General features: G+C 67.4%; 14 protein-coding genes. 9 read left to right on the top strand and 5 right to left on the bottom strand.

Annotated features, from left to right (window positions below):
* Window positions 1-104 precede the first annotated feature (104 nt).
* Window positions 105-2,069, top strand: a complete 1,965-nt coding sequence (locus ACFYRU_RS20410) for a GTP-binding protein (RefSeq protein WP_387661076.1) — start codon at window positions 105-107, stop codon at window positions 2,067-2,069.
* Here the strand turns inward: ACFYRU_RS20410 and ACFYRU_RS20405 are convergent.
* From ACFYRU_RS20405 to ACFYRU_RS20395, 3 genes are read right to left on the bottom strand one after another with little or no spacing between them, the layout of a single operon-like run.
* Window positions 2,026-2,841, bottom strand: a complete 816-nt coding sequence (locus tag ACFYRU_RS20405; protein ID WP_387661073.1) for a putative protein N(5)-glutamine methyltransferase — start codon at window positions 2,839-2,841, stop codon at window positions 2,026-2,028. The genes ACFYRU_RS20410 and ACFYRU_RS20405 overlap by 44 nt on opposite strands.
* A gap of 12 nt (window positions 2,842-2,853) precedes the next feature.
* Entirely contained in the window at window positions 2,854-3,801 is a 948-nt protein-coding gene (locus ACFYRU_RS20400; RefSeq protein ID WP_387661070.1) for an SDR family NAD(P)-dependent oxidoreductase, read from the bottom strand.
* Between the two features lie 29 nt (window positions 3,802-3,830).
* Window positions 3,831-4,718: a LysR family transcriptional regulator gene (locus ACFYRU_RS20395; protein WP_387661068.1), complete on the bottom strand. Its 888-nt coding sequence runs from the start codon at window positions 4,716-4,718 to the stop codon at window positions 3,831-3,833.
* 96 nt (window positions 4,719-4,814) lie between these two features.
* Between ACFYRU_RS20395 and ACFYRU_RS20390 the strand changes: the two genes are divergently transcribed.
* Genes ACFYRU_RS20390 through ACFYRU_RS20355 form a run of 8 tightly spaced genes read left to right on the top strand, consistent with a single transcriptional unit; the run spans window position 4,815 to window position 11,734 of the window.
* Window positions 4,815-5,864 carry a hydroxyacid dehydrogenase gene (locus tag ACFYRU_RS20390; protein WP_387661065.1) on the top strand — a complete coding sequence of 350 codons (1,050 nt, stop codon included), beginning with the start codon at window positions 4,815-4,817 and terminating at the stop codon, window positions 5,862-5,864.
* Complete coding sequence (locus ACFYRU_RS20385) at window positions 5,861-7,003, top strand: mandelate racemase/muconate lactonizing enzyme family protein (RefSeq protein WP_387661062.1); 1,143 nt, start codon at window positions 5,861-5,863, stop codon at window positions 7,001-7,003. Before ACFYRU_RS20390 ends, ACFYRU_RS20385 begins: the two co-directional genes overlap by 4 nt.
* Window positions 7,004-7,011: 8 nt before the next feature.
* On the top strand, window positions 7,012-8,322 hold the full coding sequence (locus ACFYRU_RS20380) for an ABC transporter substrate-binding protein (protein WP_387661059.1): 1,311 nt from the start codon (window positions 7,012-7,014) through the stop codon (window positions 8,320-8,322).
* A 5-nt stretch (window positions 8,323-8,327) separates the two neighbouring features.
* Entirely contained in the window at window positions 8,328-9,275 is a 948-nt protein-coding gene (locus tag ACFYRU_RS20375) for a carbohydrate ABC transporter permease (RefSeq protein WP_387661056.1), read from the top strand.
* On the top strand, window positions 9,265-10,089 hold the full coding sequence (locus ACFYRU_RS20370) for a carbohydrate ABC transporter permease (RefSeq protein ID WP_387661054.1): 825 nt from the start codon (window positions 9,265-9,267) through the stop codon (window positions 10,087-10,089). The genes ACFYRU_RS20375 and ACFYRU_RS20370 overlap by 11 nt, the downstream gene beginning before the upstream one ends.
* Window positions 10,089-10,871, top strand: coding sequence for a sugar phosphate isomerase/epimerase family protein (locus tag ACFYRU_RS20365; protein ID WP_387661051.1), 783 nt, complete (start codon window positions 10,089-10,091; stop codon window positions 10,869-10,871). The genes ACFYRU_RS20370 and ACFYRU_RS20365 overlap by 1 nt, the downstream gene beginning before the upstream one ends.
* A 37-nt stretch (window positions 10,872-10,908) precedes the next feature.
* Complete coding sequence (locus ACFYRU_RS20360) at window positions 10,909-11,364, top strand: carboxymuconolactone decarboxylase family protein (protein WP_387661049.1); 456 nt, start codon at window positions 10,909-10,911, stop codon at window positions 11,362-11,364.
* Between the two features lie 16 nt (window positions 11,365-11,380).
* Complete coding sequence (locus ACFYRU_RS20355; protein ID WP_387661046.1) at window positions 11,381-11,734, top strand: YciI family protein; 354 nt, start codon at window positions 11,381-11,383, stop codon at window positions 11,732-11,734.
* Window positions 11,735-12,240: 506 nt separating this feature from the next.
* Here the strand turns inward: ACFYRU_RS20355 and ACFYRU_RS20350 are convergent.
* Both ACFYRU_RS20350 and ACFYRU_RS20345 read right to left on the bottom strand, forming a co-directional pair.
* Window positions 12,241-13,098: a carbohydrate ABC transporter permease gene (locus tag ACFYRU_RS20350; protein WP_387661044.1), complete on the bottom strand. Its 858-nt coding sequence runs from the start codon at window positions 13,096-13,098 to the stop codon at window positions 12,241-12,243.
* Window positions 13,095-13,967, bottom strand: coding sequence for a carbohydrate ABC transporter permease (locus ACFYRU_RS20345; RefSeq protein ID WP_387661041.1), 873 nt, complete (start codon window positions 13,965-13,967; stop codon window positions 13,095-13,097). The genes ACFYRU_RS20350 and ACFYRU_RS20345 overlap by 4 nt, the downstream gene beginning before the upstream one ends.
* Between the last annotated feature and the right edge of the window lie 6 nt (window positions 13,968-13,973).

The following is a 13,973-nucleotide window of genomic DNA, read 5'->3' as shown; positions in this document are numbered from 1 at the left end:
TCGTCGGGTACTGAGAACAGGTGATTGATAGGAGTCCGTCATGCGACCTCGCTTTGTGTCTGGCATGGAAGTGGATCTCACCTGTTCTAAGGACATGAAGCTGCGTGGAAGTACTGAATCTTGGGATTTTGGCGCATGTTGACGCCGGGAAGACCAGCCTGACCGAGCGGCTGCTGTACGCCGCCGGTGTGATCGACGTGGTGGGCAGCGTCGACGACGGAAGTACTCAGACGGACTCGTTGGCGCTCGAGCGGCAACGAGGGATCACGATCAAGACGGCAGTCGCGACGTTCGCGATCGGTGACCTGCGGGTCAATCTGATCGATACGCCGGGGCACCCCGACTTCATCGCCGAGGTGGAGCGCGCGTTGGGCGTGCTCGACGGCGCCGTACTGGTGATCTCCGCGGTGGAAGGTGTGCAGGCGCAGACGCGGGTGCTGATGCGCACGCTCCAGCGCCTCCGCATCCCCACCCTGATCTTCGTCAACAAACTCGACCGGGCCGGCGCGCAGTACGACGGCGTGCTGCGACAGATCGCGCAGAAGCTGACGCCGCGGATCGTGCCGATGGGTGAGGCGGCCAACCTCGGCACGGCGGATGCCGTGTTCAAGCCGATCGTGCAGGACGACGTACTGCTCGACCTGCTCACCGAGCACGACGACAACCTCCTCCAGCGGTACGTCGACGGCGCTCCGCTCGCGCTGCACGACGTACTCGTGGAGCAGACCCACCGTGCCCTCGTACACCCGGTGTACTTCGGGTCCGCGATCACCGGCGCCGGCACGGACGCGCTCACGGACGGGATCCGCGACCTGCTCCCCCGCGCCCGCGGTACCGGCGGCCCGCTCGACGGCACCGTCTTCAAGGTCGAGCGCGGACCCGCCGGCGAGAAGATCGCCTACGTAAGGATCTTCGACGGTACGGCGAACATCCGCGACCGCGTGCGGTACGGCGACACCGACGGCAAGATCACCGCACTGCAGACGTACGGCGACAGCGACCCGGGCGACGGCGTCGGCGCCGGGCAGATCGGGAAACTCTGGGGCCTCGGCGACATCCGGATCGGCGACGTGATCACCGATCTTCGGAACAAATCCTGCGCAGAGCGACGAATTGTTTCCGCAAAGTTCGCGCGGCCCACGCTGGAGACCGTGGTTACGCCGCGGCGGCCGTCCGACAAGGGCAACCTGCGCGTCGCGCTGACCCAGCTCGCCGAGCAGGACCCGCTGATCAACCTGCGGCAGGACGACCTGCGCCAGGAGACGTACGTGTCGCTGTACGGGGAAGTCCAGAAGGAGGTCATCGAGACCACGCTCGCCACCGAGTACGGCATCGCGGTCGACTTCCGCGAGACCACCACGATCCACATCGAGCGGATCGACGGCGTCGGCGAGGCGGTCGAGTTCAACAAGAAGGACCCGAACCCGTTCCTCGCCACGGTCGGCCTGCGCGTCGAACCCGCCCCGGTCGACGCGGGCGTCACCTTCGAGCTCGAGGTCGAACTCGGGTCGATGCCGTACGCGTTCATCAAGGCCGTCGAGGAAACCGTCCGGGAGACTCTCCAGCAGGGCCTGCACGGCTGGCAGATCCCCGACGCCCATGTGGTGATGACGCACTCCGGGTATTCCGCGCGCCAGAGTCACTCGCACGCGGTGTTCGACAAGAGCATGTCCAGCACCGCCGGCGACTTCCGGTTCCTCACTCCGGTGGTCCTGATGACCGCGCTCCAGCAAGCCGGTACGACGGTGCACGAGCCGCTGCACCGCTTCCAGCTGGAGATCCCGACCGACACGACCCGCGCCGTCCTCGCGGCCCTGGCCAGACTCCGGGCGATCCCGCAGGTACCGGCACTGGCCGCCGAAACCTCAACCCTGGAAGGAGAAATCCCGGCAGCCGCCGTGTACGAACTCGAACAGCAGCTCCCCGCGCTCACCCGCGGCGAAGGCGTCCTGGAGTCGGCGTTCGAGCGCTACCAGCCGGTCACGGGCGCGGTCCCGGAACGTCCGCGCACGGACCACGATCCACTCAACCGGCGCGAGTACCTGCTGCACGTCCAGCGCCGGGTTTGATGCCGTGGACAACGTTCGCGCCGAGGTCGTCGTCCGTGACGACCTCGGCGCCGAGCCCGGCCGCGACCATCACGTCCTGGGCGAGCGGCGCCTGCCGGTCACTCATCTCGACGTACACGTGCCCGCCCGGCGTGAGCCAGTCAACGGCGCCGGCGACGACGCGACGAAGGTTCGCCAACCCATCTGCCCCGCCGTCGAGGGTCACGTGCGGTTCGTACAACCGGGCTTCGGCCGGCAGCAACCGGATCTCGTCGGTCGGCACGTACGGAACGTTCGCCAGCAGTACGTCGATCCGCCCGCGCAACTCGACCGGCAGCGCGTCGAACCAGTCGCCCTGGTAGACGGTCCCGCCGTACGGCGTGACGTTGCGCCGGGCGCATCGCACTGCGGCGGGCTCGACGTCGGCGGCGTACAACGACACCTCGCGCCGAGCGGCCACCGCCGCGCCGAGCGCACCGGAACCGCAGCCGAGATCGACGACGACCGCGCCCGGAGCAGTCGCCTTCAACGCCTCCGCGACCAGGAACTCGGTCCGCCGGCGCGGAACGAACACCCCCGGATCGACGCCGATCCGCAACCCGCAGAACGACGCCCAGCCGACGACGTACTCCAACGGCGCACCGGCCACCCGCCGCTCGACCATCGCCTCGACCATCGCCTCGACCATCGTCTCGACCGTTGCGTCGCGTGCCGCCTCGACGATCAGCGCGGCCTCGTCCTCCGCGAACACGCACCCGGCCGCGCGCAGGCGGTCCACGATCTCACTGTTCACCGAGTGACGACTCTAGCCGAACGCGTTCACCCCGGTGAGCTCGGCCGACACCGTCCACAACCGCTCCGCCGACGCCGGGTCGATCGCGTACGGCCGCACGCCCGGAGCGTCGTCGGTCGAGATCTCCGCGATCTCGCAGTCCTCACAGAACACGCCGCCGAGCCCGTCGAGTTGCGGCGACGTCGCCGCCCAGACAGAGGTCGCCGCGCCCTGCTCCGGGGTCTTGAACGCCACGTGCGGCGTACCGTCCTCGTCGATCCAGCCGTAGCCGACCATCTCGTCGTGGGTCAGGTGCCGCTGCAGCGGGGTGAGGATGCCGCCCGGATGCAGTGCGAACGCTCGGACGCCGGAGTCCTTGCCGAGGGCATCGAGCTGGACGGCGAACAGGACGTTCGCGGTCTTCGCCTGCCCGTACGCCGCCCACTTTTCGTACCCCTGCCGGAACTCGAGGTCGTCCCAGCGGATGTCCGAGCGCCGGTGCCCGGTCGACGACACCGACACGACCCGGCCCCCGCCGTCGGCCGCGATCGCCGGCCAGAGCCGGTTCACCAGCGCGAAGTGGCCGAGGTGGTTGGTCGCGAACTGCGCCTCCCAGCCCGGCCCGACCCGCGTCTCCGGGCTCGCCATGATCGCGGCGTTGTCGATCACGAGGTCGATCGACCGCCCCGACGCGAGGAACCGGTCGGCGAAGGCGCGGACGCTGTCCAGGTCGCCCAGGTCCAGCTCGTCGATCTCCACGCCGTCGACCCCGGCCAGCGCGTCGCGGGCCGCGTCCGGACGGCGGGCCGGTACGACGACGTGCGCGCCGGCTTTCGCCAGCGCCTTCGTGGTCTCCAGACCGATGCCGGAGTACCCACCGGTGACGACCGCGAGCTTGCCGGTCAGGTCGATTCCGGCGAGGACCTCGTCGGCGGTGCTGTCGTGCCCGAAACCCGAGCCGATCTTGTGTTGTGCGCTCATGGGACCGAGCGTACGAATTAGAGCTGGCTCTAGGTCAAGTGCGGATCGGCAAGCAGCGACTCCGCGAGGCGTTGCAGGGCGGGATTCGGGTTGTCGGGGCTCCAGCAGGCGTGCAGGGTGACCGAGTGCGCGTCGGCCGCGTCGAGCTCGCGGTAGCGGACACCCTCGACGCCCATCGCCATGATCGAACGCGGGATCAGCGCGCAGCCGAGGCCGGCGCGGACCAGCGCGAGCATCGTCGGAACCTGCGAGGCGAGTTGGCTGACGGCGTACCGGTCCATGCCGATCATCGCCGCGCAGATGTCGTGCAGGTACTGCGAGCCTTCCGGGCTGTACCCGATGTAGTCGTCGGTCGCATCCACCAGCGACACCGGCCCGTCGCCCGCCGCGAGCGGATGCGCGGCCGGGACGGCGAGTACGAGGTCTTCGGAGTGTACGAGCAGCGACTCGAAACGCTCCGGGATCGGCGGGCGGACCAGGCCCAGGTCGATCTCCAGGTTGGCCAGCGCCTCGAACTGCGCGGGGCTGACGAGTTCGGTGAGCTCCGCCGTGACGCCCGGCGTGCGTTTGCCGACCATCGTGAGGAAGTCGGCGAGTACGGCGTACGCGCCGATCGCGGTGAAGGCGAGGCGCAGTGTGCCGGTGGTGCCGTCCGCGGCCCGTTTTGTTGCCTCGGGCGCCACTTCCAGCAGGGCGAGTACGCGGCGGGCGTGCTCCAGGAACACTCCCCCGGCGGCCGTCAGCCGGACGCCCCGGCCGGTGCGGTCGAACAGGCGTACGTCGAGGGACCGCTCCAGGCCCTGGATCTGGCGGGTCAGCGGCGGCTGGGTCAGGTTGAGGCGCTGCGCCGCGCGGCCGTAGTGCAGTTCCTCGGCGACGGCGACGAAACCTCTGAGTTGCTGCAGCGACAGATCCATGCAGCCACGGTATCGGTTCATGCGGAAATGGGCTTGGACCGGCATAACGGAAACCGCCTACCGTCGGCTGTACGCCCGACCGAAGGAGCTACCCCAGTGCCGAATCGCCTGCCAAGACTGGCCGCCCTGATCTCCCCGGAACGCGCCGACGACGTAGTCGACGCGGACACCCGCAGTCTGCTGGAGGAGCGGTTCGAGGTGGTGTGGGCGACCGCCGACCACGCCCTGGCGCCCTCCAGTTCCCCGGGCCGGCCGGGCACGCCGCCGGCGATCGATCCGGCGGTGGTGGGTGAGTTGGCGGCGGGGACTGATGTGCTGCTGACCAGTTGGGGGACGCCGCATCTCGGGAAAGAGTTGTGGGCCGACGGGAACGGGCCGCGGGTGGTGGCTCATGCGGCGGGGACCGTGAAGAACCTGGTGGATCCGGTGGTGTTGGAGCAAGGGGTCGCGGTGTTCTCGGCGGGGCCTCGGATTGCTTGGTCGGTGGGTGAGTACTGCCTCGGCGCGATGTTGACGCTGGCGCGGCGATTGCCCCGGTTCGACGCGGCGGTTCGCGGGGGCGGATGGAAGCAGACGGAGTACCGCGGACACGAACTGGCCGACGCGAAGGTCGGGATCGTCGGCGCCAGCAGCACGGCGCGGGCGTTGATCACCATGCTGAAACCGTTCGGCTGCGATGTCGCGGTGTACGACCCGTACCTCACAGCAGAGCGCGCACAGGAACTCGGCGTACGGACGACGACGCTCGACGACGCGGCCAGTGCGCCGTTCCTCAGCATCCACGTCCCGAACGTGCCGGAGACGAAGGGCATGATCACGCGCGCACTGATCGAGAACCTTCCAGACGGTGCGGTGCTGGTGAACTCCTCACGCGGACCTGCGATCGATCAGCCTGCGCTGCTCGAACACGCATTGGGCGGACGGATCTACGCGGCGCTGGACGTCTACGACCCGGAACCGCCCGCGTTCGAACAGGACGTTCTGAGGTCGCAGAATCTGCTCCTGACGCCGCACATCGCTGGTGATACCGCGGAGGGGCATCTGGCGCTGGCGGGGTATGTGGTGCGCGATGCGCTCAGGTGGCTCGAGGACGGGACACGCGGGCCCAGCTTTGTCGACGCAGCGGTCTGGTCGATCGCGGCATGAGCAGGATCGCGCAGGTCGAGGTCTTTCCGGTCGCGGTGCCGTTCGCGCGGAAGTTCGTACTCGGCAGTGGCACCGTCGGCTCCCCCGACGCTGCCCCCGACCAAGCCGGTGCGGTGATCTTCGTGAAGCTCACGACGGAGGACGGCGTCGTCGGCTGGGGCGAGCAACGCGCCCTCCCGAGCTGGAGCTACGAGACCGCCGAAACCATGGCCGTCGTCATCCGCCGCCACCTCGCACCGATCCTCCAAGAGCTGACCCCGTTCGACATCGAACTGTTCCACCAACGCGCCGCCAAACGCCTCAGCCCCGCGGTCTCCAACGGCTTCCCGTTCGCCCGCGCCGCCGTCGACGTCGCCATGCACGACGCGGCCGGCAAGCTCGCCGGGGTCCCCGTCCACGCGCTGCTCGGCGGGAAGGTGTACGACGAGATCCCGCTCTGCTCGGCGATCGGCGTCGGCGACCAGGACGTGGTCCGCGACCACGCGATCCAGTCGTCGGACTATGCCGCGTACAAGGTCAAGATCGGCGGCGACCTGGACGCCGACACGGCCGCGATCGAGACCGTCGCGGAAGTTGCCGACGGCAAACCCCTCTGGCTGGACGCGAACCAGTCGTACCGTCCCGCCGCGCTCCGCCGGCTGCTCGACCGGACCAGGGACATCCGGACGATCCATTGCGTCGAGCAACCAGTACCGAGTACCGACACGCTCGCCATGCAGCGGTTGCGCGAGCTGATCGACCTGCCGATCGCGATCGACGAAGGCAGCTTCTCGGCGCCGGACCTCGCTCGCGCGATCCGCCTCGACGCCGCCGACCTGGTGGTGATCAAGGTCTGCAAGTCCGGTGGCCTGCGGAACGCTCTCAAGACCGCCCAGACCGCGCTCGCCGGTGGGGTGGAGATCCTCGCCAGCGGGCTGACCGACTGCGGCGTCGCGTTCGCCGCCGCGCTGCACGTGTTCAGCCAGCTCGAGCTCGCCCTGCCCGCCGAGCTCAACGGGCCGGAGCTGCTGACCGACCTGTACGTCGACGGGCTGAACATCACCAAGGCCGTCGCAACGGTCCCCACCGCCCCTGGATTGGGCGTCGAGGTCGACGAGGAGCGCATCCGCGCCGAGTCGATCGACCTGCTCTACCGGTGAGGAGAACCATGCACACCAACCTGTCCCGCCGCAGGTTCCTCCAACTCTCAGGCCTGGCCGGAGTCGGAGCCGTCGCGGCCGGGTGTTCGTCAGGGCCGCCGGCCGGTACGGCGACCTGGTCCATGTGGTCCAGCAGCGCCGCCGAGAAGAAGGTGTGGCAGGACTTCGGCAAGTACGTCGAGCAGCAGCTCGGCGTGAAGTCCGTCGCCACCCTCACGCCGTCGAGCGGTTACCCGACCAAGCTCGACCTGCAGCTCGTCAGCGGAACGGCGAGCCTGGTCACCGCGCTGAACGGCACCCTGATCCCGACGTACGCCGCCCGCGGCGCGCACCGTCCACTCGACGACCTGATCGCGGCCGACCCGGACTTCAGCCTGGACGACTTCTACGGCACCAGCCGGAAGATCTCCAGCTTCAACGGCAAGACATACGCGATCGGCTTCGACGTCGCACCGACCGTCATGTACTACAACAAGGACCTGCTGAACAAGCAGGGCATCCCGCTCCCGTCGCGGACCGAACCGATGTCCTGGGCAACGTTCCGGGACCTGGCCAAGCAGCTCACCAAGCCCGGCGAGCAGTACGGGTTCACCTGCGCGCCGGCGATCGACGACCTGGTGTCGTGGATCTACTGTGCCGGCGGCAACGTGATGAGCGACGACGCGAGCCACAGTACGCTCGGCGACCCCGAGGCGATGCAGGCGCTGCAGTACGTGATCGACCTGTTCGTGAAGGACAAGGTCACGCCGCCGATCAAGAACCTCGTCACCGAGAGCTCGCTGTCGAACTTCATGCAGGGCAACGTCGCGTTCATGCAGAACGGCCCGTGGCAGGTGGTGAACGCCCGGAAGGCGAAGTTCGACTGGGACATCATCCCATTCCCGGCCGGCGCGGCAGGCAGTACGCCCCGCGTCTCGGGCTCCAGCTTCGCGATTCCGTCGGCGGTCCGCGAGGGACCGCAGCTCGACCTTGCGTGGAAGCTGCTCAAGACCCTGACCAGCACCGGCGCACTGGACATCTACGCGAAGGCCGGCCGCAACAACCCGGCCCGGTTGAGCGCAGGCAGCGCGTTCCAGCCGCCACCGGACAACCTCGGCATCGTCCAGCAGATCCTGGCCGGCAAGCTCGCCGGCGGGCACGCGTTCGACGTCACCACGAACTGGAACCAGGTCAAGCAGCTGCTCGGACAGGACCTGCCGCGGACGTTCCTCGGCCAGGTCACGGTCGCGGATGCCATCAACGGTCTGACGCCGCGGCTCGACGTACTGATGCGTCAGCATCTCGACACCACCCGCCAAGCCACCGCCAGGAAGGGGTGATCCTGATGGCCATTTCAACGGCAGACACCGCACCGGTCACCACCAAGCCTGCTGTCACCGGGCAGCCTCCGACACCACGCTGGCGCAGCCGCGAGGCGCTGACCGCCTGGCTGTTCATCCTCCCGAGCCTGATCGGCTTCCTGATCTTCACCGCCGGACCGGTCGTCGCCGCGGGCGTCATCTCGCTGCTGAACTGGAACCTGTTCAGCGCCCCGACCTGGGCCGGCCTGCACAACTTCGCCCGCCTCGGCCCGGACCCGACGTTCTGGTCCGCGCTCGGCAACACCGTGTACTTCACCCTGGTCAGCGTCCCGCTCACGATCCTGGTCAGCCTGGCGCTCGCCCTCCTGCTCAACCAGGGCGTCCGCCGGATCGCGGTCTTCCGAAGCCTCCTGCTGTTGCCGTACGCAACCATCACGGTCGCGGTGGCGTTCGTCTGGATCTGGCTGTACATCCCGCACGACGGCCTGGTGAACGCCGTGCTCGGATGGTTCGGCATCGACGGGCCGTCCTGGCTGATCTCGGACAACTGGGCGATGCCGGCGCTGATCCTGATGAGCGTCTGGAAGAGCTTCGGGTTCGGCATGGTGGTGTTCCTGGCCGGTCTGCAGGCGATCCCGCAGCAGCTCTACGAAGCGGGCCGCGTGGACGGTACTTCCACTTGGAACAGTTTCCGGCACATCACGCTGCCGATGCTCTCCCCCGCGCTGTTCTTCGTCGTCGTCACGTCGGTGATCGGCTCGTTCCAGGTCTTCGACCAGGCTCTGATCATGACGAACGGCGGGCCGGGCAGCCGCACCACCACGCTGGTCATGTACATCTACCGGACCGGCTTCGAGAACTACGACCAGGGGTACGCCGCCGCGCAGTCGCTGGTCCTGTTCGCGTTCATCGTGATCATCACCGCAGGCCAGTTCCTGTTCCAGCGGAGGCTCGTCCACTATGACAACTGAAATCCGCCAGAAGCTGGTTGTCTTCGCCTGCTTCCTGGTCACCGCGGTCACGCTGATCCCGGTCGTGATGATGGTGCTGGTCGCGTTCCAGTCCGACGGCGAGTCGATGGCCGCCAAGCCGTCGTTCTGGCCGAGCAGCTGGCACCCGGAGAACCTGACCCGCGCCTTCGACCTGGTCCCGCTCGGCAAGTACCTGCTGAACACGATCTACTTCGCCGGCGGTACGACGATCCTCGAAACGGTCACCGCGGCGCTCGCGGCGTACGCGTTCGCCCGGCTGAACTTCCCGGGCCGGAGCTGGCTGTTCGGGATCTACCTCGCGACGCTGATGATTCCTTCGCAGGTGACGCTGATCCCGCAGTTCGTCCTGGTCGCGAAGCTGCACGGGATCGACACCTGGCCCGGGATGATCCTGCCGCACGCGTTCACCGCGATCGGGGTGTTCCTGCTCCGGCAGTTCTTCCTGGGGATTCCGCGCGACTACGAGGAGGCGGCCCGGCTCGACGGCGCGAACCGCTGGCAGGCGTTTGTCCGGGTCATCGTGCCGCTCGCCGTACCGGCGATCGCGACGCTGGCCGTCTTCAAGTTCATCGGACAGTGGAACAACCTGCTGTGGCCGTTGGTCATCTCGAACAGCGACGCGACGCGTACGGCATCCGTCGGGTTGCAGGTGTTCCAGGACACCAACGGCACGCAGTGGAACCTGCTGCTGATGGCCGCGACCGTCACCACGATCCCCCTGATCGTGCTGTTCTTCCTCACGCAGCGCTGGTTCGTCCGAGGTATCACCATGAGTGGGCTGGGAGGCCGTTGATGTCCTATCTGTGGTCCGTCTTCACCAAACCGTGGGCGGGACTGCCTGGGGACGAGCTCGGCCGGCTGATCGCCGGCCTCGGGTTCGGCGGCGCCGAGGTGCCGGTCCGCGACACGGCGTACGTGACCGCGGCGAACGCCGAGGCGGAGCTGCCGAAGTTCACCGGGCAGTTACGGGCCGAGGGCATCGAACCGATCAGCGTCGCGAGCGACCTGTCCGAGCCGGTGTTCGCCGCCTGCGCCGAGGCCGGCGTACCGATGATCCGGATCATGGCCGAGCTCGGCGCCGACGGGTACGCCGCATCGGTCCGGCGGAACCGGGAGCTGCTCGAGCAGGCCGTCGTACTCACCGAACGGTACGACGTACAGGTCGGCGTACAACCACATCACGGCCGGTACGTGTCGTCGACGCTCGGCGTACTGCAACTGCTCGACGGCCTGCCCGACCACTACAAGCTGGTGTGGGACGCGGCCCACGACGCGCTCGCCGGCGACCACCCGGCGGTGACCCTGCAGCTCGGGGCGGACCGGCTCGGCATCGTGAACCTCAAGAACGTGCACTACGTCCGCGACGACGGTACCTGGAAGACGAACTTCGTCGAGGCCGAGAACGGACTGTCCGACTGGCCGGCCGTGTTCGCCACCTTGCAGCAGCTCGGGTACGCCGGCCCGATCTGCCTGACCGGGCAGTACTCCGACCCCACCGTGCCCGTGGCGAACCGGCTGGAAAATGATCTGCGGTTCGCTGTCACATCCGCCGCGCAGCATCCGTCAAGGCAGTGAAAGCAACCAACTGCAACTAATTGATGGAGATCTGATCATGCAAGCACGGATGACCAACCCCGCGATGATCCTGCCGGACGCCACCAAGGGCATCCAGAACATCTACAAGGCGATCGGCGCCTCCGGCACCGACGGCAAGGTGCTGGAACTCGTGCACCTGCGGGCCAGCCAGATCAACGGCTGCTCCCCGTGTGTGTTCGGCGGGATCAAGTCGGCGCTGAAGAACGGCGAGACCGACGAGCGGCTGCACCAGGTGGCCGCGTGGCGCGACTCGGACCTGTTCACCGATGCCGAGCGGGCCGCGCTGGAGATGACCGAGGCGGCGACGCGGCTGGCCGACAACCCGACCGCGGTCAGCGACGAGATCTGGGACGCGGCCGCCGACCACTACGGCGAGAAGGAACTGTCCGCGATCATCCTGATGATCGGCCTGACGAACCTGTTCAACCGGCTGAACACGACGACCCGGCAGCCCGCGGGTGCGACCTGGTAGTCGCTACCGTGAACAAATGAAATACATGCTGCTGATCTACGGGAACGACGAGACCTGGGACACGCTGCACGAGCAGGGCATCGACGGCGTGCTCGACCAGCACCGGGTGCTGTCGGAGGAACTGAAGGCGAACGGTGAGCTCGTCGACGGGATCGGGCTCACCACGAAGAACGCGCGGGTCGTACGGGTCCAGGACGGCGTACCGGCGGTGACCGACGGGCCGTTCACCGAGGCCAAGGAAGTGCTGGCCGGCTACTACGTGGTCGACTGCGCGAGCCTCGAGCGCGCGACGGAGATCGCGGCGCGGCTGCCGGAGGCGCCGTACTCGCCGATCGAGATCCGGGAGTTCACCGACCCGATGGAATCGTGACCGTTCGAGGGACTTGCCGGCCTCAGCTGGGCGTTGGACACCTGAGACCGGCGAGTCACTGACTCAGACTCCCGACGCGAGGATGACCCCACCTGAGGCGGGCTGATCACCCATGCCCCGGCCACCTTGGACGTACACCGTGGTGCCAGGCACCGGTGCCTGAACACCGGACCTGAGTCGGAGCGTGGTCGTCATACCGTTGCTCAACCTCAGCACGGCCACGCGTCGCGGTGGTACCGACGGAATCGACGAGCTCACCTCGTGGATCCCGGTACACACCGCCGGTTGGACCGAAGCTCGTCCGAGACCGGCGTTGCCGTGACTCCTCACATCACGGCACTGCCCGGCGAGCCTACTCATCGCTGACACACTTCCCCCTTCTCGTCGTTACTGCCCCCGAGTGATGGCGGTAGCGGTCAACAATTGCTGAGAGTGACGATGTTTTCAAGGGATGGTGACCGGAATCCCGAGTACCGGAATCCAGGTCTCAGGAAAGCTCAGGAAACCTATTGGCCACCGAAGCCAGTAGTTGCGATGCCCTTGATGATCTGGCGCTGGAAGAACAGGAACACCACGACCAGCGGCAGCGCGGCCAGGATCGCCGACGCCATGTTCTGCGCGTACTGCAGGCCGTACGCGCTCTTCACCGTCTGCAGGCCGACCGGCAACGTCATCAGGTGCGCGTCGGTGGTCACGATGAACGGCCAGAGGAAGTTGTTCCAGGCGCCGATGAACACGAAGATCGCCACCGCCGCGAGGATCGGCCGCGACAACGGCAGCACGATCGACCAGAACACCCGCAGCCGGCTCGCCCCGTCGACCCGCGCCGCCTCCTCCAGTTCGACCGGGATCTGGTCGAAGAAACGCTTGAGAATCAGCACCATCGCGGGCGCGAACGCCTGCGGCAGGATGATGCCCCAGTACGTGTCGACCAGGTTGAACGCGAGCATCTGCCGGAACAGCGGCACGATCAGCAACTGCGGCGGGATGATGATCGCCGCGATGATGGCGGCGAACAGCAGTCGTTTGCCCTTGAAGTTCACCCGCGAGAACGCGTACCCGGCAAGGGCGGACGTCGCGACGGTGATCAGCGTGATCGCGACCGACGTGATGAGGCTGTTCCACGCCCACGACGGGATGTCGCCGGCTGACAGCACCTTGCGGTACGCCGCGAAGCTGAAGCCGTCGGGCGGATTCAGGCTGAGCTTCGACGCCCCGGCGTCGGCCTCACTCTTCAAGGAGGTCAGTACCGACCACGCGAACGGGACCAGCCAGGTGGCGGCGAGGACTGCCAGCACCAGGAGCGCGACGATTCGCGAGACGCTCCACGGATTCTCACCCGGCTTGTGACCTTGCTTGATCATGCGGCGCTCCTGCGGTTGATCAGCTTGTACTGCGCCAGCGACACCAGGACGATGAGCGCGAAGAACAGGTACGAGATGGCCGACGAGTAGCCGAACCGGTAGCCGGTGAAGCCGGACTCGTAGATGTACTGCACGATCGACCGCGTTTTACCAGCCGGGCCGCCGTTGGTCAGCATGTAGATCTGGTCGAACACCTTCAGCGACGCGAGTACCTGCAGCGTCAGGATCAGGACGGTGGTCGGCGTCAACTGCGGGATCACGATCGAGAACAGCTGCCGCCACTTGCCGGCGCCGTCGATCGCGGCCGCCTCGAACTGCTGCTCGGGGATGTTCTGCAACGCGGCCAGGTAGAGCAGGAAGTTGAACCCGATCGTCCACCACAGCGTGGTGATCACGACCGACAGCATCGCCACCTTCGGGTCCTGCAGCCACGCCACCGGCGCCGCGCCGAACTTCGCCAGCACGCCGTTGATCAACCCGAGCGTCGGGTTGTACATCCAACTCCAGAACATCACCACGACCGTCGAGGCGAGCAAGTACGGCATGAAGAACGACAGCCGCCACAGCCACCGTCCCGGCAGGCCGAGGTTCACCAGCAACGCCAGGGCCAGCGACAGCACCACCAGCGGGATCGTGCTGAGCACCGTGAACCACAAGGTGTTTCCGAGCGACTTCCACATGTCCGGGTCGGTCAGAGCCTCGCCGTAGTTGGCGAAACCGACCAGTCCACTGCCGGCGCCGGTCAGCGTCTCGCCGGTGAAGCTCAGGTACAGGCCGTACACCGCCGGCACCACCAGGAACAGTACGAACAGGACGGCGAACGGTGCCGCGAAGGCCCAGCCGGTGAGCGTCTCGTCACGCTTTCTCATCTGTGT

Source organism: Kribbella sp. NPDC004536 (genome assembly GCF_042873835.1).
Lineage (GTDB): Bacteria > Actinomycetota > Actinomycetes > Propionibacteriales > Kribbellaceae > Kribbella.
The sequence above is the reverse complement of the archived record's forward strand: the minus strand, read 5'-3'. Positions and strand labels throughout refer to the sequence as shown.

Excerpts from the sequence above, each read along its gene's own strand:
- ACFYRU_RS20375 (WP_387661056.1), top strand. The coding sequence starts at position 8,328 with ATGGCCATTTCAACGGCAGACACCGCACCGGTCACCACCAAGCCTGCT.
- ACFYRU_RS20345 (WP_387661041.1), bottom strand. The coding sequence starts at position 13,967 with ATGAGAAAGCGTGACGAGACGCTCACCGGCTGGGCCTTCGCGGCACCG.
- ACFYRU_RS20355 (WP_387661046.1), top strand. The coding sequence starts at position 11,381 with ATGAAATACATGCTGCTGATCTACGGGAACGACGAGACCTGGGACACG.
- ACFYRU_RS20365 (WP_387661051.1), top strand. The coding sequence starts at position 10,089 with ATGTCCTATCTGTGGTCCGTCTTCACCAAACCGTGGGCGGGACTGCCT.
- ACFYRU_RS20360 (WP_387661049.1), top strand. The coding sequence starts at position 10,909 with ATGCAAGCACGGATGACCAACCCCGCGATGATCCTGCCGGACGCCACC.
- ACFYRU_RS20400 (WP_387661070.1), bottom strand. The coding sequence starts at position 3,801 with ATGAGCGCACAACACAAGATCGGCTCGGGTTTCGGGCACGACAGCACC.
- ACFYRU_RS20385 (WP_387661062.1), top strand. The coding sequence starts at position 5,861 with ATGAGCAGGATCGCGCAGGTCGAGGTCTTTCCGGTCGCGGTGCCGTTC.
- ACFYRU_RS20370 (WP_387661054.1), top strand. The coding sequence starts at position 9,265 with ATGACAACTGAAATCCGCCAGAAGCTGGTTGTCTTCGCCTGCTTCCTG.
- ACFYRU_RS20350 (WP_387661044.1), bottom strand. The coding sequence starts at position 13,098 with ATGATCAAGCAAGGTCACAAGCCGGGTGAGAATCCGTGGAGCGTCTCG.
- ACFYRU_RS20380 (WP_387661059.1), top strand. The coding sequence starts at position 7,012 with ATGCACACCAACCTGTCCCGCCGCAGGTTCCTCCAACTCTCAGGCCTG.
- ACFYRU_RS20395 (WP_387661068.1), bottom strand. The coding sequence starts at position 4,718 with ATGGATCTGTCGCTGCAGCAACTCAGAGGTTTCGTCGCCGTCGCCGAG.